The organism is Pseudooceanicola aestuariicola (genome assembly GCF_045763785.1).
Classification (GTDB): domain Bacteria; phylum Pseudomonadota; class Alphaproteobacteria; order Rhodobacterales; family Rhodobacteraceae; genus Pseudooceanicola.
The window spans coordinates 93,737-112,556 of record NZ_JBJGSF010000006.1 but is presented as its reverse complement, the minus strand read 5'-3'; the positions used below and the strand labels follow the sequence as shown (position 1 = coordinate 112,556).

Here is an 18,820-nt window from a genome sequence, read left to right as displayed (position 1 = left end):
GAAGCGGAATTCAAGGTCGCCTGCGGGCAATCTACAATAATATTTCATTGACCGTATTATATAGTTTTGTATGATGAGGGCGACCTTGAATGAAGGTGGCAGGAAATAGGGGGGCTTTCTTCGTATGAGCCAGACCAAGAGACTGACACAGACGGAGCGAGCGGAGATTGTCCGTGAGGCCGGAGAAGGAGTGGGGACTTCGGTGCTCGCGGAGCGGTTCGGGGTTACGCCGCGGGCCATCCAATACACGTTGAAAGCCGATGATGAACGCCAGCGGGATGCGGCCGTGGCGACGGCCGCCGTGACGGTGAAGCTGACCCCTGAAGAGCTTGGGGCGCTGGATGAGGTCCTGGCCGCGGCGGGAATCGAGACCCGCACGGAGGGGGTTCGGCGGTTGATCCAGGCGGCGGGCGGAACCTTCGTTCCGGACGCGCAGCTGGCGGCTGAGATGGCGCGTTACCGGGCCTCCCTGCATGAGGTCGGCAACGGCGTCGTGCAGATCGCCAAGCAGATGGTGAAGGCCAACCAAATGGGGCAGGGGGAAGGCTCCGCACCGAACGCCGAGTTGTCCGAACTGCGCCTCGCGCAGATGCGCGGTCTGGCCCGTTTCATCCTTGATTCCGCTGACGAGATCGACCTGCTTTTGCGCCGTCGTCGGGATGGGATGCGGCTCTTCGCCACTGCCGCTCTGAGGGAGTTCGCCCATGCGGCTGAATGATGCCGTCCATGACGTCACCGGAGAGATCTTCCGGGATGGCTGGAGTCGCATCCGGGGCTCTATGCAGGGGCTGCAGGCGTCCCGGCAGAGGCAGCTCGTGCGCGCCGCTGCGGGGCATCGTGCGGCGGTCTTCAAGGCGATCCGGGGCGGGGGCACGCATACCAAATCCCAGCTCATGAACCAGCTTGATTACCTCACCACCAAGTCCTCGCATATCGTGGACAGCAGCGGGTTCCTGGATGGGAAGACGAGGCTTGAGGGATCGGAGATCAAGGACCTGACGGAGCGGTTCGCCAAGCGCTGGAGTGCGGGGTTCAAGCCCAAGCTCGGGCAGACGACCCACATGCTCATGTCCTATCCGATCGGGACCCGGGGCGAGGATGTTCGTGACATCACCGCCAATGTGGCGGAGCGGTTCTTTCAGTCCGAAGAGGGGCATTTCGACTACATCATCGCGGTCCATGAGGACCGGGATCATCCCCACGCGCATATAGTCTTGAACCGCCGATCGCAGGAGGGCGAGTTCTTCTTCCTTGGGCGGGACCACCGGTTCAACTACGACGACTTCCGCCTCGCGATGGTCGAGGAAGCCGAGCGGTTCGGGGTGCGACTCGAGGCCACGCGGCGGCTCGATCGGGGTGTCGTGCACTACCCGCCGCGCACCCGCGAGGTCTATGCGGCGAAGGTTGAGGGGCGGGCCACGGAGCCGCGGCCACGGGTCGGAGCAGACTTGGATCGCGCTCTGGAAGAGATCGCCAATACACGGATCATCTATCACTCGCTCGCCGCCGAGGCCTCCGCAGACAACCGCGAAGATATCGCCGATGCGCTGTTCCGCTCGGGAGAGCTTCTGGCGAAGGGCGGCAAACTCACATCGGAAGGAGGCGTCTACATGGCAGAGGAGCAATCGTTCGAGGATCTGCGGACCCGTTATGCCGATCAGGTCGCGCGCGTTCAGGGCATGATCGATGCGAAGCCGGAGGCCGAACGGCCGAGGCTCGAGCGCAGCCTCAACGAGATCCAGTCGCGGCTCGCGCACATGCAGCCCTTGGGGCTCCGCTCCGTGACACTGACCGAAAAGCCGTCCGACGGCGGGGTCTATTCCGAGACGAATATCGATGCGGCCCGGCTCGACCGGTTGCGCGACCCCGAGGTACGGGCGCAGGTCGACACCGCGCTGCGCGGAACCGGCATCAGTTCGTCCGTCGTCGTCGCGCGGATGGAGACGGGCGCACAGAATGCCGCGCTGGAACGCCAGTGGATCGCCGACGATCTGGCGCGCGTGGCCGAGAGGGACGGTCTTAACCTCGAGCGCCGCGCGGATCTGGAGGCGGCGCGCGAGACCCTCAACCGGGCCCATGTCCAGCTCGGCGTCACGCTGGAGCGGGCAGGGGTCTTGCGTGAGGACGGTGTCGTGGAAGATCGCACCGTGACGGAGAGGGTCCATTATCATCGGGACGCCGCTGAGGACATGGAGCGCGCGATCCGCCAGGACATGCGTTCGGAAGGTCTGACCGAAGACCAGATCGAGGCGCGGGAGTGGGAGATCGTCTCCCGCGCGGAGCGGCGTATCGAAGAAGAGCAACGCAGCTACCTCGATGCTCATCCCGAACTGCTCGCGCGCCCGGGCGACGTGATCGACCGGTCCGAGCCCTACCGGGAGCGCATCACCGACGAGGCCCGGGCCCGCGAGATCACCCGCGAGGTTGACCGGATCATGGAAGGTCGCGACGCGCGGACCCCGGTTGCGGATGCCGTCACGGACGCGTTCCGCGCGCGCTATCCCGATATGCCGTCGCATCTTGCCCGTGGGTTTGGCGTGACCTATGCAGCCGTCACTGAACTGCGCGACAGCGAGGCCATCGACCAGGTCCGCCGCGAAAACGAGTTGCGGGAGACGCAGTTCGACCAGCGCGAGGAACGGTTTGGCGACGAGCGCGAAACTGAAGCCGCTGAAACCGCACCGATTGCCGATGCCGATCTGCGGCGGGTTGTAGATCACGAACGCGCCGGCAATCTGCATTCGCCGTTCCAGGATGATGGTCAGCGACTGGCCTACCGCGACGCCGTCGAGCGCGAGCTCGATGCGGCGCAGATCGAACGGCTCCGGGACGGGGATGTCGACGTGCTGAAGACCCAGATCGAAGACCGTCTCGACAGGATATACGCCGCAAAGACCTACCTGCAGTCGGACGCGGCCACCGCCAATAGCGAGGCGACCCGCGCCGTGGTGGAGGAGATCGCCGATCGCGAGTTCGATCTCCACCGTGCCGATCTTGTCGATGGTGAGACCGAGCGCGGGGAGACGCACTGATGGGAGGGGTGGGGAAGGGCCGCCTCGCCCTCGGCGTCGCGCTGGCCACACTGGTCGCTATCGCGATCGGCTATGTCATCGCCTCGGCCGTGGTGACGTTCCGGGACCTGGGTTTCCGGGCCGAGATCGACTTCTTCTATATCGCCCAGAACTACCGCGCCATCGGGGCCGCCCGCCCCGATGATTTTCGCCTGATCAACCTGATCATGGGCGGGGCCGGGGTGGCGGGCCTCATGATGAGCCTTGCGATGTCGGGCTCGGCGCTCACCCGCTTCGGCTACACCCATTGGCAGACCCGACGAGAGATGAAGAAGAACGGATTCTTCGGCGCGCCCGGCACCGGCTTTGTCATCGGGAAACTGGGCAAGCCCGGATCCCGCGCGCCCTTTCTCTGCTCCAAGAACTTCCCGCACGCTCTTATCGTGGCCCCAACCGGGCGCGGCAAGACCACCGGCTTCGTCATTCCGAACCTCCTGACCTGGCAGGGCTCGGCGGTGGTGCTGGATGTGAAGGGCGAGTGTTTCGAGGCCTCGGCCCGCCACCGGGCGGCACAGAGCGACGAAGTGTTCCGGTTCGCGCCCACGGATTGGGAGGACAGGCGCACGCATCGCTACAACCCGCTTCTCAGAATCTATGAGCTCAAGGACCCGGCCCGCCAGCAGATGGAGCTGCAGCTCCTGGCCACGCTCTTCCTGCAGAATGACAACGACCGCGTGCAGGGGCTCCTCAAAGGCGGGATCGATCTCTTCGTCGCGGCCGGGCTACTCGCGTTCCAACGCCGTAGGCCGACGCTCGGCGAGATCTACCGCATCGCCGCCTCCGGTGGGCAGAAGCAGAAGGAATATCTCGCGCGCGCCCATGAGGTCCAAAACGCCGCGGCGCGGCTGATCTTCACGCGGCTGGCCTCGACCAACAACGACACGCTGACCTCCTATGTCTCGCTCCTGATGACGTCCGGCTTGGACCAGTGGCAGAACCCGGCGATCGATGACGCGACGGCGATCTCAGACTTTGACTTTCGGACAATCCGCAAGAAGCCTTTCAGCGTCTATCTCGTGGTCCAGCCCCTCATGGTGAAACCGCTGGCACCGTTGATCCGGCTCTTCTTCTCGGACTTGCTTTCAGCGCTTCAGGACAAGGAGCCGGGTCCGGACGAGCCCTGGCCGGTCATGATCATGCTCGACGAGTTCAACCGGCTCGGAAAGATGCCGATCGTGGCCGAGAGCATCGAAGTGCTGCGCGCCTATCGCGGGCATCTCGCGGTGGTCACCCAAACCATCCCGGCCATCGACGAGATCTACGGCGAGAACACGCGGCGGGCCTTGCAGGGCAACGCCGGGATCAAGCTCTACCTCACGCCCTCGGACGAAAAGACCGTCGAGGAGTTGAGCAAGGCTGTCGGCAAGACCACCAAAACCGTGGTCACACGTTCCCGCGCGGTCGGCAAGAACCCGTTCGAGGGCCGCAGCCAGTCCGAGCGGACGGAGGAGGTCGCGCTCCTGCCGGAAGATGAGGCACGACGTTTGCCGCTTGATGAGATCGTGGTGGTCGTGGACGCGCAGATGCCGGTCCGGGCGAAGCGGGTCGTTTACTACGAGGATCCGTTTTTCAAAGGCATCCACGCGGCGCAGGAGGGGGATCTGCCGTTTCCGAAGGGGCCGGTCCCTCCGATGGGGGAATTGCCCCTGAGTGTCCGGGCGATGCCTTCGGCTCCGCGTGGGTCAGGTCTCTCGGAACGCGATTTCGAGGCCAGGATGGGGCTTACAGAAACCGGAGGGAATGCACCCATTGAGCCCGGCCCGGCTCAAGCGCCTCGGCGCGGTCGTGCCGCTGTTCTTGCGGACGATCGGCGGCAGTTGGAGATGGAGTTCGGGCGGCAGGCAGATCTGGAGGTGCAGGCTGCGACAGAAGACGATGTCGTCCGGGTACAGGACGCCGTGAGTGATCTGGAGCGGTTGGAGGCGGAGATGTCCGGTTCGGAAGCAAACGTCAGCGAGGCGGGCGAGAAATTCGGGCTTGGCTAAGCCGACATGCGGGTGACACGAAAGAATGCTGCGATGGCGTCTTGTGGCCGCGCCGTTGAGCCGACCATTGTCACGGGTGAAGAAAACCAGGATCGTCGCGCTCTGGTCGAGGGGCTCGCTCAATCGTCGCAGGGTCGATCTCACGCATCGTCAACTGAGCGTTCACCCTGCGGGCCGCGGGGCCTGCACGAAACCACTTCGCGGCGGAAGCGAGATTGAAACGCGGACGACGCTGCCCCTTCGCCGGCTTTGAGGCTTCCATCAGCACCTCGATCATCTCATCGATGCGGTAGAGGCCACCCGCAACGGGGAGGGGCATCTTGCGCTGCTGGAGCGCCTGTCGCTTCACCTCGAGCTTCTCGGCGACATCCGCGAGAGACACCAGGTCGGGACGGACCTCGCGCAGGACAGTGCCCTGCGGCAGCGCCTTGATCAGCGCCCGCGCCGCTTCAAGGATCGCGCTTTCGGCCTCATCCCCTTCAAGTTCCAGTTCTACACCCAGAAGACCAGCATTGCCGGTGCCCACGAGGGCATCTTCAAAACCCGCCTCAAAGATCGCGTCAGAGAGCGCGAACGCATCGTGCTCCCCGTCGGGGAGCGCAAAGACCAGTTCGAATTCGAATTCTTCAGCCATTGGCATTACCTTCGTCGTTCTTCTGAAGCTTCACGCAGGCCAGGGCCTTCTGTCGGATCCTTTTCGCGAACTGCTGCGGGTTCTTCGGGGTCGACCAGACAGACATCTGACAAAACTCGCCACAGCGGCAATCCTTATCGTTGGCCGGGCATCGGAGGATTCCCCACGCGTGCCCCTTGCCCTCAATAAGGTCCCACCCCAACTCTTCGAGCTCCTGGATGACAGCCTCGATTTCCTTTGATGTGTGCTTCTTCCTTGGCACCTTAGATACTCCACTCTCTTAAATTGTCAAGTGACAAGTTAAAATTCAACGAGAACATCGCTGCAATTTACTGCCCGCTACCGGCAATTTCCCATAGGAAGCTTGCCGTCAAATGCTTTGATCTGAGAACGGGATACAGGACGGACGTCCCAGACAGCAACACCGGCGCTGATGCCGTAGCGCCTGATCCTATAGCAGAGTGGCGTCCCCAGACGCGGCACGATGCCACCAACGCAAAACCATTCATGCTGTTTGTCATGATCCCAGCAGGCAGCAAAGATTTTGTCCGCGGACAGCCTGTTCCGGGTAGACCTGCCTCGTCCGGTCTGCGCTACCGTCTGCCCAACCTGCTCAGCCGTGCCAGTTGCGCAAGCATGCGGGCACCGGTGCCGGATGAGTTGTCTGAAGGTGCAGCCGGCGCGCCACCCGCGGCATTAGGGCGGGTCGGGAGCGCCTGAACGCCGAGAAACTGCCTGGCCCGAAGCGCGGCATATTCGGCGCCTGTCGCGCCTCCGATGGCGTATCGGTTATAGACTTGCTGACTTCCTGCCAAGCCTCGGGCGAAGGCGTAGCTTCCGCCAAAGCCCGCCGAAAGCGCCGGCATCATGATGTTTCCGGAGACCGACCGGACGATGAAGGGCGTGGCGATGATGAACCCCTTAGCCATGAGGACCATCATGAAGAAGGGCAGGAGGGCGCCGATGTTCGAAGCCCCCTCCGGATCACCAAGTTCGGCGAGCAATGCGCGCGAGACTCCGGTGATGGTCGCGAAAACGCCGGCGATGACGATGGGGTAGATCGCGAAGGAGATCAGCGCCGAGAGCCAGCGTGCGAAATAATCCTTGGTCACCTCGAAGAGGGTCAGGAAGATCATCACCGGAGCGATCCCGATCAAAAGCGTGATCATGAGCCTGGAGGCGACAACGATGAAGGCCGCCAGCCCTCCGAGGATCGAGAGCAGGAGAACGCCGAGCGTGTCGAGAAGCGCGCCAGCCATCCAGTTCAGCTCGGAGCCTGCTGCGTTCAGGTAATCCCCAAGCGCGGCTATCAGCTGATCGAATTCCTCGGCGAAGGTCCCCGACGGTCCGGGCGTCCCGCCGCCCACCGACGCGACCAGCGATCCGGCGATGCTGTCTATCCCGTTCAGGATGGCGGATGCGAGTGCGTTGAACTGGACCCAGTTGGTCGCGAATATGCCAATCAGGCCGATCTTCACGGCGAGCCAGAAGGCGGTCCTGCCGTCCATGGACCGGTATTGGTAGATCATGTTGAAACAGACGAGGATGACCACGAGCGTCGTTCCGAGGACCAGCATCGTTCCGACCGTGGCGGCCACGGCCCCGAACTGGGTTTCCGCAGCGGAATCAAGATAGCCTTCGGCCGTTTCCACGAAATACGCGACGACGCTCATGACCCGCTACCAGTTGCCGGCCGCTTCGCAGATCGGCATGGCCTGCTTTCGGAGATCGTTCGCCTGTCGACGATAGTCTGACGTCGCCTCGACCACGCTCCAATAGTCAGCCGCGGAATAGCGATCAAAATAGACCGCTTCGGCGGCCTCCCAAGACGGATACCGGGTGGCGCATGTGCAGCTCTGCGCGTCGACGATGCGTTCCATGCTCTGAAAACTGTAGATTTGCTGGACCAGAAGCCGCTTGTAGGCATCGCGCGCCTCGGTGTTTCGCATCCATTCCGGCTCTGGCGGCTGATCGGGGCAGACATTGGGTCGATTATCGAGCGTCGGAACCAAGTCGCGCTCGGCCGATGCAATGGTGCCCGTCAAAAAAAGAAATAAGCAGACGAGAGAGGTCGCGCGTTTCATGTCACCGCCTCCTCCGGCCGGTCCGCGACCTCGCGTTTGATGAACGCGGTATAGCCATAATCGCCCGCCTCGGCGGAGATCACCTCCCAGCCTTCGGCACCTCGCTCGTTCAGGGTGCGCCGCATCTCGTCATAGTCCTTCTGCTTCTTCACCTTGCAGAACAGGATGTCGTACTCAAACCGCTTCATGTTTTATGCCTCCGCTGAGGTCGGTTCCGGGGAGATAGAATTCTGTGATGCCGCGTTGGCCGTCCTCTCGGCCCGCCTGGATGATCACATCGATCGAGCTTTCGATGTATTGGACCATGTCATGATAGGTCATCGGTATTTCGGTCTTGAGCGCGGCGATGGCGAGACGCTGGACGGCGAGCTGCGGGGTTTCGGCGTGGAGGGTTGTCATCGAACCGCCATGGCCGGTGTTGATCGCCTCGAGGAAGGTCATGGCCTCCTTGCCGCGCACCTCTCCGAGGATGATCCGGTCGGGCCTCATGCGCAGCGTCGCGGTCAGAAGCACATCGGCGGATTGGAACTCAGCGTCCCGGTTTGCTATCAGGGTCACCGCGTTCGGCTGGGCGGGGAGCAACTCTGCGGCTTCCTCGATGGTGACGATCCGTTCCTCATCGGGAACGTAGGAGAGGATTTTCCGAGCCGCGACGGTCTTGCCCGTCGAGGTGCCGCCCGAGACGATCATGTTGAGCTTGTTCTCGACGCAGAAGCGGATGGCCGCGTAGATGTCACCGGAAGCGACGACCTCGCGCAGGGCGCGGTTTTTCTCCTGTCGCAACTCCTCGAGCTTGCGTTCTTCGCCGTAAAGGAAACGAAGATCGATTTTATCAAGCGGCAGGCTTGAGAAGAAGCGGAGCGAGATCGACATGCCCGCGAGCACCGCGGGCGGGGTTACGACCTGGGCGCGGATGGGACGGTCGCGATAGGTGATCGAGACCGAGACGATGGGCTTGTCCTTGCTCATTGTCGTGTTGGCTGAGGAGGCGATCTGGTTGCCAAGATCGCGCACCTCCGTAACCGACAGTCGCTGATCCAGTGCCCGCATGAAGTGGTCCCCCTGGAACTCACCCCAGCAAGAGCCATCCGGGTTGATGCATATCTCGATGACGTCAGCGCGGGCGGCGTCGTTGAGCTTATCGAGCGAGGTCTGGAGGTAGGAGAGCGCCATCTCAGAAAATCTCCAGATCCCGGTCGACCATGACGGTGACGCGTGCGCCCTGGTCGACGTAGATGACGGGACCGATGGAGAGATATTCGCCGATCACACTGTCGGTGGCGTCGGCCAGGTCATCGCCCACATCTTCAAGTACGTCCGCGGTGGTCTCATCCTCGACCTGGGCGGCGGCCACACTCGGGGCGGCCGAAATGATCGAAATCAGTGCGGCAGAGCCGAAACGCTCGTCGAAGCGCGTGTCCACGAAACCGGTGACGCCCGAGCGCCCGAGTTCGTCGCCGCCGAAGGAACTGATCTGAACGGTCTGGTTGTTGGGCAGGATGATCCGGTCCCAGGCGATGGTGACCCGGCGCTGCGCGATCTCGATGCCGGAACGATAGCGTCCGATGAGGCGCGAGCCGCGCGGGATCAGGAGCCGTGAGCCGTCATAGCTGAAGACGTCTTCTGAGATGATGGCACGGGTCTGCCCAGGGAGCGAGCTGTCGAGTGCGGTCTCCATCACGGCCTGGATCATCGTGCCCTGGATGACGGTGTTCGAGGGATTTGCGATGACTTCGGCTTGTGTGATGGCGCTCGGCAACGCGCCGTTCAGCACGAAGTCTGTCACCTCGCCGAAGGTGCGCTCGGTAAGTTCTGTCTCGCCCGCATTGGCGCCGCCCGTTCCGCCGAAGGCGATGACGGGGGAGGAGATCCGCCGTTCCTGGAAGGCACGCTCCTCCTCGGCCCGGCGTTGCAGTTCGGCCAGCCGTCGCGCCTCTTCCTCGCGCCGCAGCCTCTCTTCTTCTCGGGCGCGCAACTCTTCGTCGGTGGGGCCGAGCGGTGCGGGTGTCGGCTTGTTGGCCTCCAGCCGCGCGAGGTCCAGGTCCATACGCAGCTGTTGCAGCTCCCGATCTCGCTTGGCCAGTTCGGCCTGAAATTGTTCCTGAGCATTCTCGGAGGCGTCCTGCAGGGCGGCAATCCGTGCGGTCAGCGCATCGATCGCCTCCGCTGCCGCGCTGTCCGCCTCGACGTCGGTGCCCGGAGCGTCGCGTAGCTCCTCGATCTGGGCTTGGAGTGCGGCGATCTGCGCCAGAAGTTCGGCGTTGGGTTCTGGTTCGACGAGAACGATCTCGGGTTCCGGGGCGGGCGGTGGCACGAAGGGTTCGATCTCTCCGAACCCGTCACCCTCGGTTTGGAACTCGTCCGGTGTGGCCGTCGGCAGGGCGACCTCTTCCCCAGGGCCCGAGAATAGCAAGAGGACCAAGCCGCCCGCCAGGATCAGTCCTGTGAGGAGGAGGGCGAGGAGCGGTGAGCGGCGTTTCGGGGCGGGTCCGAGGCGCGGGTTGCCCCGTTCGAGCGCGGCGAGGCGCTGTTCGAGATCGGCGTTATTGTCACTCATGAGGCGGCCTCCGCGGGCGGCGTCGCCTCGATACAGACCACGTCCTCGCCCAGACGCAGCACCCATTGGCGCCCCACGCCCGAGACACGGATCACACCGTCTTCGACCGCGCCTGTGTTCACCGTGCGCTCGCGCCCGTTCGTGTACCGGAAGATCGCCGGGACGGGTGCGTTCCGAGGGAAGGCGAAATAGGTGAAGGTGCCGTCGTCCCAGACCCGGGTCGGCGTGAACTCCGTCCGTGCGCTGGCCCCGTAATTGGTGTTCGGTGCGGCGCGCGCGATGGCGCTCGCCGGGCGGCGATTGTCCTCGGGGTAGCGGAACTGCACGACATAGAAGGTCGGGCTCGAGACCTCGTTCACGTTGAAATAATAGCTCCGTCTGTTGGTGTAGACGGTTACATTGGTGTGGACGCCGCGCGCGACGGGTTTAATCGCAAAGGCCCGCCCGCCGGGCACACCGTCGATCTCAAATCCTTCCGTGTCGCCGGCGATGATTGAGCGAATGCTCTCGCCGTCGCCGAACTCGATGGTCGTGACATGGGTCAGGGAAACGTTCAGTCTGTAGACTTGTCCTTCCTGATAGGAGGCGACCCGCACGCGGTGGTCGTTGGGTCCCCCGCGCGGGATCGCCTCGGCTGACGCGTGGGACGCAAACAGGGAGACCAAAAAAAAGGCCGCGAGGAACGCCCGGGCGTGTGCGGTGTGTTTCGCATTGCCAATACCCTGGCGCGTCTCGCGCTTTTGGGACGCTGGCAAGGCGTTCCCTGATTTCTTGTTCCGGAAGCGCACTTACTGGTTCTCCAATCTGTCCGAGCGGATCGCGTATTCGACAACCGTGAAGCCAAACGGGTTGGTCCAGACCTGGTCGATGGAGCGGCTCTCCTCGGGGCGGAACTCGAAGAGGAGCGTCGCGGTGAAGAGGCCCGCTTGGACCCCTTGGATCGAGGTTAGGCGCTTGCGAAGCCGCACCGTGGCCCGGTTGTTGCCAATGAGGTTGATGCTGAGGATCTCGACGTCCAGACGAGCGTTGGGTCCATAGACGGTCGGGGGATAGTCGGCATTGGCCGAGTTCCAGATCTGGCGCAGTGAGGCCCCGGCCGCGCGGTCCGAACGGCGCAGCACGCTGCGGATGCGCACGTCATTGTCGAGCTGGTTGTAGACCTCGCGGTCGGTCACGTAGCGGAAGACCTCCGCCTCGATAATGGCGCGGTTCTCGGTGACGGTGGTGGCGCCGACCGAGGCTTCGGGGAGGGTGAAGCCGGTGGCGGGATCGTAAGGTACCACGACAGGGGGCGGATCGACATCGAGGATGGCCACGGCGGCCGCGCTGAGGCAGCCCAGGATGCCAAAGCCAAGGCCGAAGAGTCCCAGGCGCTGCCAGAGCCGTTCCCGTCTTAGCGCGCCGTAGACCAGTTCCTCCTCGATGATGGCGGTTTCTTCGTCCAATGCTCTAAACTCTTACTCTGCACTCAGTTCGGGGAGCGTGAACTCCATGAAGCGTTGTTCTTCGGCGATGGTGGCGGCATCGATCACGCCGCCGGTACCATCCCCTACGGTCTGGATCGCTTCGAGCTGCCACATGGCGACGAGCGCGATGGCAAGCTCGGCCGTCACCCGCGTGTTGAGATCGACGCTCTCTTTCAGCTCATCCATGTCGTCGATGAGCCCGACGAGGCGGTCGACGCGTTCGAGCGATTGCCCGGCATCCTCGTAGCTGTTCTGGGCCGCGGCCGAGACCAGCGCGCCGGTCGTGGCCTGTGTCGCCACGCGCTCGGCACCGGGATTCCCGCTGCGCGCCATTTCTGAGAGCGTGTCCTCGTCGAAGCCGAGATCGGCCAGCACCCGGTCCATCTGGGTTTCGATCTCGCCGGCACCGGATCCGGTGAGCCCGGAGAAATCCCCTGTCTTGATGGCTTGAATCGTGGCGATGATGTCGCCGAACTCCTGGTCCAGGAGACCGTTCAGCTCGTCTTCCATCTGTGTCCGGATGATCTCGGGCAGCTCTGCCAGACGCGTCAAAGCCTCATAGGTTCGTTGCAGCTCCGCAAGTTGGTCCGTGAGTGTCGCGAGTTGTTCGCGGAGCTGCACGAGTTGCTCGTTTTGCAGGATCTCGTCCTCGATCATCTGCCGGAGCTGCTGGATGTTTTGGGCGATGTTCTGGGTGTCCACGACCGGCACGCCCTGGGCCAGGACGGGGGCACAGGTCACGAAAGGCGAGCAAAGCGCCAAGACGCTGGCCAGGGTCAATGTGCGAAGTGGTGCTGAAATGAACATTCTGCGGGGCATCAATCCAGATCCTCCAATGTGAACTCCATGAATTCGTTCTCGACCATGCGGGCCGCGGCCTGGGCCAATTGGGCCGCACTGAGCGGTTGGGTCCGTGCGGCTTTCAGGCGAATGCGCGCGGCCATCAGCCGGACCAGTTCGGCGCGGGCGTAGGTGTTGAGCGCCATGCTCTCCTGGATGTCCTGGGTCGCGCCGATCCGGGTGACGATGTCCTGGACGCGCAGGGCGGCCTGCCGGATGGCGGCGGGGGAATTGCTGCCGTAGAAGGCGGCGCCGAACCCGCTGAACGAGAGATTGGCGTTGGCGAGAAGCGCGGGGTCGATCGTGCCGAGCGCTTCGATGCCGCCGATCCGCGCGAGGTAGAGATTGTAGCGTTCGGGGATGACCCTGACGTAGTGCTGGGTCTCCTTGAAGGGCGGTACACCGCCATATTCGAACACACGGCCAGGCCCGGCGTTATAGGCCGCGAGCGCGTTGACGACGTTGCCGTCGAAGGTGTTGAGCTGGGCCGCGAGGTAGCGCGCGCCGCCTGTCACCTGCAGGTAGGGGCTGTCATAATATTCCGGGTTGATCCCGAGGTCGCTCGCGGTGCCCGGCATGATTTGGGTGAGGCCGAAAGCGCCCACGGGCGAGCGTGCGCCGATGGAGAAGCGGCTCTCCTGCCAGATGAGCGCCTGCAGGAGGGCGCGCCATTGCACGACGGAAAGACCGGCACGCCCGACCCCGGGCCGCCCGTGGGTCTCCTGGGCGACCCGGATGATCAGCTGCTCGATGTTTTCTGCCGCATCCCCGAACATACCCGCGCCGCCGGGGTTGGGATCGATGTCGCCCGAGCCGTAGACCGCCGCTGCGGACCGGTCCGGATCGCCGCTGCCGCTTTCCAGATCGGCGACCATGCCCGGAAGACCCTGGCCTCCGAAGCTCGTCTGCGCGTCGAGGATGGCGCGCAGCGTGGCGAGCTGTTCCCGTTCGATCTCGGTCAGCAACTCTTCGACGGTGAGTTTCTCACGCTGGACGGCGAGGTCGGCGTCCCGGTCGCCCGTCTCGACGATATCGCGGGCCGTCAGCCCGGAATCGTTGGTGGGAACGCCCTGGGCGAGCGCGGCCGCCGGCAGGAGAGCCGCCAGGAGGATATGTGCGACCCTAGACCTCAACGCCGTCTTCCGCGTTTCCGATGGGTGTGAAGATGCAATCCGGCTCGACCTGATCTAGCGAGGCGCGGAAGGCGAAACAGTTGGCCTGAGGTTCGCGATATTCGGCGCAGGAAGAGAGAACGCCGAGCGCGGCGAGGAGGATGAGGGGTCGGATCATGGGAGCTTCCAGAATTCAGGACGGTCGCGGTAGTCGGGGCCGACAAGGGCCTCGCCCTTCTCCATGCCGCCGAGGATTGTGAGGAGGGGACCGAGGGCGGAGAGGTCGGCATCGACCACCACGGAGCCGCTGTCGTCGCGGATGAGCGCGAGGCGACTGTCGCTGCCGGTGTTCAGGAGCACGTCGAGCTCTTTCTCGAAGAGGTTCAGCATAGCGTAATCTGAGGCATGGGCCCGGATGTTGGGGAGCAGGATCTGCGTCGGCACCGCCTCGACGATGGTCTTGCCGGTCCGCGTGCGTTCGAGCTGGCTTGTATATTGCGTCATCATCACCGCGACCGTGTTCTGTTTTCGGGCGGTCACCAGCCAGTTCGAGAGCCGTTCGGCAAAGTACGGGTTGTCGAGCGCCTTCCATGCCTCGTCGATCACGATGATGGTAGGTCGCCGGTCCTCGATCTCCCGCTCGATCCGGCGGAAGAGATAGGAGAGAACCGCCATGCGCTCCTTCTCGCTCTCGCTGTCGAGAATGCCGGTCAGGTCAAACCCCACGACATCGCCATCAAGGGAGAAGGTGTCCTCAAAGCTCTGGCCGAATATCCAGCCGTAGCGGCCGTCCTCAGTCCATTCGAGAAGGCGCTGGTGAAGGTCGCCATTGTCGTCGGTCGAAACAAAGAGCGAGGCGAAATCCTTCCAGTTCCGAAGAGCGGGGTTACTGGCAGTGGCGTTCTGGCGGACCACCTCCTGGATGCGATTGGTTTGGGCGGGTGTCAGGGGTTTGTCCGAGCGGTAGAGCAGGGAGGCGAGCCAGTCCGAAAGCCAGGCCATGCCGCGCTCATCGATCTCGGTCCAGAGCGGGTTGAGGCCTGTCGCCTGTCCCGCCTTGATCGACGCGTAGCGCCCGCCATTGGCACGGACCGCCATCTCCATGCCGAGCCGATAATCAAAGACGAAGATGCGGGCGCCGACCCGCCGGGCTTGCGTCATGAGGAAGGCCGAGAGTACGGATTTGCCGGAACCGGGACGCCCGAGAATGAGAGTATGTCCGCTGGTGGGCTCTTTCTCGGGCGAGCCTTGCTCGTGGTAGGAGAAACGATAGGCGCTCTGTTCCGGCGTCGGAAAGAGTGTGATCTCCTGGCCCCAGGACAGTTGGTGTTTTTCCTTTCCGAGCTGGGTGCGATGAAGTGCTGCGAAATCCGCGAAGTTGCGGTTGGTGACGGCGCTGGCGCGCACCCGTTTTGGCTGGTTGCCTGGATGCTGGCTGAAGTAGTGCGATTTCGCGGCCATCCGCTCGCCGATCATCTTCACGCCCTCGGCGGCCGCGGCGTTGACGATCTCTGCCCCAAGGGACTGCAACTCGTCGAGACTGTCACAGAAGACGGTCACCACCATGTGGTGCTCGCCGAAGCTCTGGCGCTTGGCTTCAAGATCATCATGGGCGATGTCGAGCGCCTCGAGGAGCGACAGAGCGGCATCTTGGGAGGCCTGCATCTGCCGTTTTTGGCGCTTGATCCGGCCAGCCATCAAGTTCGAATTGATCGGCGTGAAGGAGTGGGTGACGATCATGTCGACCGGGAGGTTCAGCATGTCGAACATCGTGCAGGTGGTGCCTTCGGCATATTCGCCGATGGTGAAGCTCTTGCCAAAACGGTGACCGACCACGCCGTCAGAGAGCTCGAAGTGATCCTCCAGAAACGTCACCCGCGTGTTGGCAACGTTGTAGGCCAGAAACCCGTAGCGGTTTGCGGGGTATAGTGGAAGTTCCCGGCCCGTGTTGAGTGCGCCGAGAAAACCAACAAGCTCGCCAGAGGCCGCCGAAAGGATGCGGGGTTTGAGCTCAGCAAGGCCGGAGGTGAAGACGCCAACCGCTTCCTTGAGACGTCTGATCCGTTTGGCGGTCTCTTCCTTGAACCGCTCCGGTGCGGAACGCTTCACGAAACCAAGAAAACTCCTGGGCGGCGGGCGGTGGATGATGGTGAGTGTGAGGGTCTTGTCCCGGAGACCGGCCGTGGCGAGCTTTGCGCGCCAGGCATCATCCACGGCGTGAGCGAAGCCGTCACCTTGAACCGGGAGCAAGTCCGGGGTGATCGACTTCGAGACCTTGTGCACGTAGTAGCTGAACTCAGGTCCGAGCTGCGCGATGATCCGGGCAAAGAGCGCCGTCACCTTGTCGAGATAGGCATCGTCCGTCGTGTAGCTGTTGACCCCGCTGAGACGAATGCATTGGAAGAGTTCGTTGACCCGGGTGCGGACTGTCTGATCATCGACGAGGCTGACATAGGGCAGCATATGCGCGAGGCGTTTCTCGCGGGCATACCAGTCTGGCATGAGGGTGCGTTCATCGACGGTCTCGTGCAGGGCTTTACTATGGCGCATAGCTGTCGCCCCCGTGGATGGACCGGTTCCGTGTCGGCGGGGTTTCCTGAAGTGCGGTCATCATCACGTCGATGAAACGCGGATCCCAATCCGCCGCCTTCCAGAGAACCGGATAGAGCACCGCCGCGATGCCCAGGACAACCAGGTGCTGCACCCAGACGAAGAGCAGCACCGACCCGAAGAGCCAGACCATGGCATACATGATCGGCAGGCCGAGCAGCTTGGGTGGGCGTACGAGGCCCAGAAAGAGCGGCGATCGTTCTGCCACGTTCGCCCCCTCTCACGACCCGAAGACGGCGGCAACGATGGTCGGTGCGGCGGCAACGCCGGCGATGCCCACCAGCACCCAGAGGGCCTGGCGCAGATCGATGATGTTGAAGAACCAGCTGAGGAACACGCCGAGGACCGCGAGGGTGGCGATGACGACGCCAAGCGGCCCGGTTAGCGCGTCCACGATGCCCTGCAAGAGGCTCTGAATAGGAGAAAGGTCAATGCTCTGGGCCAGGGCCGGTTCTGCCGCAACGATGAGGAGAGCGGCAAGGGTGATCAGGGATTTCGTCAATGGCTTCATGGGGACGCTCCTTCCAGCCGGTTGAAGACGGCCAGCACCCGCTGGACGTGGTTTTGGGTTTCCCGGTAAGGGGGTATGCCGGAATACTCGCGCACGGCGTCGGGTCCGGCATTGTAGGCAGCGAGCGCGAGGCGCGCATCGCCGAACTCAGCCAGCATCAGAGCAAGGTAACGGGCCGATCCGTCGAGGTTCTGCTTCCAATCGTGAGGGTCGACACCAAGCGCGCGGGCGGTATCGGGCATCAACTGCCCGAGCCCGACCGCCCCGACATGGGAGACGGCGTGTGGATTGTACGCACTCTCGATCTCGATGTTGGCGCGATAGAGGTGGAGCCAGTCCGTGACAGTGATATCCGCCGCACGGAGCCCAGGGTGGCTCGCATAGCGTAGTCCGGTTTCCTCGATCGCGGCGAGGATATCTGCGCGTGGCGTGAGCGCGCGAGGGGCCAAGGTCGCGACGCGAACCCCTTCACGTCCCTCGGTGCGGCGCTCCTCGCCCAAGATGCGCAACCCGTCTGAGGTAGAGCCAACGCCGATCCCGTCACTGTAGTTGCGCGCGAACCGTTCCTGGGGGTGTGACGGCGCAAGAGAGCCGTCGCCCGCCATCACCAGAACCATGTCTGCCGATGCCGGGAGGCCATGCGAGGAAAGGAAAAGGGCGCTAAGCGCGGCTGGCAGCCATCTCTTCGCTGGAAAGCTTGTGAACCGTCCGCTTGCCCTCTTCCAGTGGCACGTCGGCGTGTGAGAAGCCGATCCCTTGCAAGAAGGAGATGACCCCGGTGACGGTCTTGATCTCGCGGATCTTGATGTCGTTGCGCGAGGTTCGGGTCCGGGCCGTAACCAGAAGTTTCTCGATCCCGTCGTCGCTGACAGCGCGCATGATCCAGACCCCATGCCAGTTGGGGCCTTTCTTGAAGGCGTCTTCCTTGCAGACAACTTCGACGCGATAGCCGCTGGCGACCAGATCGCGGAATCTGGGTTCGGTGACCACATTCGGGGCTTCTTTTTCTAGGTCCATCACCCGGATCACGTTCTCCAATAGGGCGAATGACCGGGCTTCAGGTGTTGAAGCCAAGTCATACGATGATATAGTATTGACGCACAAGATAAACTTTTGATGCGACAAGCGGATTCTTGCTCAATTAACGAATAGACGGTTCCCATGCATTTGATCAAGAAAATAAGGGGCTTGGACGCCTTCAGGTTGTGCGTGTCGATCATGGCACAAGCTATACTTCTGGTCGCGTGCCTGGCAGGCGAAGTCTCCGCCGCGTCCTGTTTGCCGCCGCCCAGGCCGTTCGTGCCAAGCGATTCTCAAGCCGCGCGGGACTATGTCGATCTCATCCGCAGCGACTTTGAGATCTACATGCGGGACATCCAGAGCTACTTTCGGTGCCTTGAGGTTGAGCGCGCGCGGGCGTTCGAAGAGGCGCGCGAGGTGAGCCAGGACTACGGACGCTTCCTGGAATTGATGGACGAGTGAATTGGCCGCGACCTTTTCGAAGGGCCGCCGTCTTGTGAAATCTGGCCGTATCGGCGGCGTGCAGTTCGGAGTCTCTATCATCATGTAAACGCCCACTATCCACTTTTTAGATAATCTATAAAGTAGATTAGCCCTGTCACAAGAGGTTTGTGACACGTGGCGAAAACGATCAGGAGTTCGGGACATGAGGCACTTCGCGACGCTTTGATTGCGGCGCGGAAGGCGGCTGGCTTAACGCAGGCCGAGCTCGCTTTACGTCTCAGATGCCACCAGTCCTTCGTCGCTCGTCTGGAGAGCGGAGAGCGTAGGGTCGACGTAGTTGAGTTGATCGTACTCGCGCGTGCTCTGCAGATCGATGCGGTTACGCTACTGGCAGCGGCCGAGGCGGCGACGGAACTCGATCACCGGATTTAAGACGAGGCGAAGGGCTGTCGCCTCGGATGGTATGACGAAATCAAGCCTCGGTGG

The 18,820-nt window shown here is 62.9% G+C and carries 21 protein-coding genes; 5 read left to right on the top strand and 16 right to left on the bottom strand.

The annotated features are described in order from the left end of the window. The first annotated feature begins 124 nt into the window (after positions 1 to 124). Genes ACI3GR_RS17385 through ACI3GR_RS17375 form a run of 3 tightly spaced genes read left to right on the top strand, consistent with a single transcriptional unit; the run spans position 125 to position 5,056 of the window. On the top strand, positions 125 to 718 hold the full coding sequence (locus ACI3GR_RS17385) for a transposase (protein WP_138424245.1): 594 nt from the start codon (positions 125 to 127) through the stop codon (positions 716 to 718). Next, positions 705 to 3,032: a relaxase/mobilization nuclease domain-containing protein gene (locus ACI3GR_RS17380; protein WP_138424246.1), complete on the top strand. Its 2,328-nt coding sequence runs from the start codon at positions 705 to 707 to the stop codon at positions 3,030 to 3,032. The genes ACI3GR_RS17385 and ACI3GR_RS17380 overlap by 14 nt, the downstream gene beginning before the upstream one ends. An 8-nt stretch (positions 3,033 to 3,040) precedes the next feature. Further along, on the top strand, positions 3,041 to 5,056 hold the full coding sequence (locus ACI3GR_RS17375; protein ID WP_407496321.1) for a type IV secretory system conjugative DNA transfer family protein: 2,016 nt from the start codon (positions 3,041 to 3,043) through the stop codon (positions 5,054 to 5,056). 70 nt (positions 5,057 to 5,126) lie between these two features. Here the strand turns inward: ACI3GR_RS17375 and ACI3GR_RS17370 are convergent, their stop codons facing one another. From ACI3GR_RS17370 to ACI3GR_RS17295, 16 genes are all read right to left on the bottom strand, one after another. Further along, a complete protein-coding gene (locus tag ACI3GR_RS17370; protein ID WP_222481153.1) occupies positions 5,127 to 5,690 on the bottom strand; it encodes a hypothetical protein in 564 nt (187 codons plus the stop codon). 593 nt (positions 5,691 to 6,283) lie between these two features. Next, positions 6,284 to 7,363: a TrbL/VirB6 family protein gene (locus ACI3GR_RS17365; RefSeq protein WP_407496287.1), complete on the bottom strand. Its 1,080-nt coding sequence runs from the start codon at positions 7,361 to 7,363 to the stop codon at positions 6,284 to 6,286. Between the two features lie 6 nt (positions 7,364 to 7,369). Beyond that, entirely contained in the window at positions 7,370 to 7,774 is a 405-nt protein-coding gene (locus ACI3GR_RS17360; RefSeq protein ID WP_407496286.1) for a hypothetical protein, read from the bottom strand. Then, positions 7,771 to 7,962 carry a hypothetical protein gene (locus tag ACI3GR_RS17355; protein ID WP_407496285.1) on the bottom strand — a complete coding sequence of 64 codons (192 nt, stop codon included), beginning with the start codon at positions 7,960 to 7,962 and terminating at the stop codon, positions 7,771 to 7,773. The genes ACI3GR_RS17360 and ACI3GR_RS17355 overlap by 4 nt, the downstream gene beginning before the upstream one ends. Next, positions 7,949 to 8,947, bottom strand: a complete 999-nt coding sequence (locus ACI3GR_RS17350; RefSeq protein ID WP_407496283.1) for an ATPase, T2SS/T4P/T4SS family — start codon at positions 8,945 to 8,947, stop codon at positions 7,949 to 7,951. Before ACI3GR_RS17350 ends, ACI3GR_RS17355 begins: the two co-directional genes overlap by 14 nt. 1 nt (position 8,948) lies before the next feature. Next, positions 8,949 to 10,331 (bottom strand): TrbI/VirB10 family protein, encoded by a 1,383-nt coding sequence (locus tag ACI3GR_RS17345; protein WP_222481140.1) that lies wholly within the window; start codon positions 10,329 to 10,331, stop codon positions 8,949 to 8,951. Further along, positions 10,328 to 10,996 carry a TrbG/VirB9 family P-type conjugative transfer protein gene (locus ACI3GR_RS17340; RefSeq protein WP_286200799.1) on the bottom strand — a complete coding sequence of 223 codons (669 nt, stop codon included), beginning with the start codon at positions 10,994 to 10,996 and terminating at the stop codon, positions 10,328 to 10,330. Before ACI3GR_RS17340 ends, ACI3GR_RS17345 begins: the two co-directional genes overlap by 4 nt. A 123-nt stretch (positions 10,997 to 11,119) precedes the next feature. Continuing rightward, complete coding sequence (locus ACI3GR_RS17335) at positions 11,120 to 11,776, bottom strand: VirB8 family type IV secretion system protein (protein WP_222481136.1); 657 nt, start codon at positions 11,774 to 11,776, stop codon at positions 11,120 to 11,122. Positions 11,777 to 11,788: 12 nt separating this feature from the next. After that, positions 11,789 to 12,616 (bottom strand): type IV secretion system protein, encoded by an 828-nt coding sequence (locus ACI3GR_RS17330; protein WP_222481134.1) that lies wholly within the window; start codon positions 12,614 to 12,616, stop codon positions 11,789 to 11,791. Then, positions 12,616 to 13,749 (bottom strand): lytic transglycosylase domain-containing protein, encoded by a 1,134-nt coding sequence (locus tag ACI3GR_RS17325; RefSeq protein ID WP_407496319.1) that lies wholly within the window; start codon positions 13,747 to 13,749, stop codon positions 12,616 to 12,618. The genes ACI3GR_RS17330 and ACI3GR_RS17325 overlap by 1 nt, the downstream gene beginning before the upstream one ends. A 10-nt stretch (positions 13,750 to 13,759) precedes the next feature. Then, positions 13,760 to 13,927, bottom strand: a complete 168-nt coding sequence (locus ACI3GR_RS17320) for a hypothetical protein (RefSeq protein ID WP_222481130.1) — start codon at positions 13,925 to 13,927, stop codon at positions 13,760 to 13,762. Further along, on the bottom strand, positions 13,924 to 16,299 hold the full coding sequence (locus tag ACI3GR_RS17315; RefSeq protein ID WP_222481128.1) for a VirB4 family type IV secretion/conjugal transfer ATPase: 2,376 nt from the start codon (positions 16,297 to 16,299) through the stop codon (positions 13,924 to 13,926). Before ACI3GR_RS17315 ends, ACI3GR_RS17320 begins: the two co-directional genes overlap by 4 nt. Beyond that, positions 16,289 to 16,567 (bottom strand): VirB3 family type IV secretion system protein, encoded by a 279-nt coding sequence (locus ACI3GR_RS17310; protein WP_088652952.1) that lies wholly within the window; start codon positions 16,565 to 16,567, stop codon positions 16,289 to 16,291. Before ACI3GR_RS17310 ends, ACI3GR_RS17315 begins: the two co-directional genes overlap by 11 nt. Positions 16,568 to 16,579: 12 nt before the next feature. After that, a complete protein-coding gene (locus ACI3GR_RS17305) occupies positions 16,580 to 16,870 on the bottom strand; it encodes a TrbC/VirB2 family type IV secretion system protein (protein ID WP_009803468.1) in 291 nt (96 codons plus the stop codon). Further along, entirely contained in the window at positions 16,867 to 17,487 is a 621-nt protein-coding gene (locus ACI3GR_RS17300) for a lytic transglycosylase domain-containing protein (RefSeq protein WP_222481127.1), read from the bottom strand. The genes ACI3GR_RS17305 and ACI3GR_RS17300 overlap by 4 nt, the downstream gene beginning before the upstream one ends. A 43-nt stretch (positions 17,488 to 17,530) precedes the next feature. Next, positions 17,531 to 17,887, bottom strand: a complete 357-nt coding sequence (locus ACI3GR_RS17295; protein ID WP_028093938.1) for a hypothetical protein — start codon at positions 17,885 to 17,887, stop codon at positions 17,531 to 17,533. Positions 17,888 to 18,088: 201 nt separating this feature from the next. On the opposite strand from ACI3GR_RS17295, the gene ACI3GR_RS17290 reads away from it, so the two are divergent. After that, on the top strand, positions 18,089 to 18,352 hold the full coding sequence (locus tag ACI3GR_RS17290; protein WP_202076281.1) for a hypothetical protein: 264 nt from the start codon (positions 18,089 to 18,091) through the stop codon (positions 18,350 to 18,352). Positions 18,353 to 18,508: 156 nt separating this feature from the next. Then, complete coding sequence (locus ACI3GR_RS17285) at positions 18,509 to 18,766, top strand: helix-turn-helix domain-containing protein (protein WP_043753586.1); 258 nt, start codon at positions 18,509 to 18,511, stop codon at positions 18,764 to 18,766. The last annotated feature ends 54 nt before the right edge of the window (positions 18,767 to 18,820 follow it).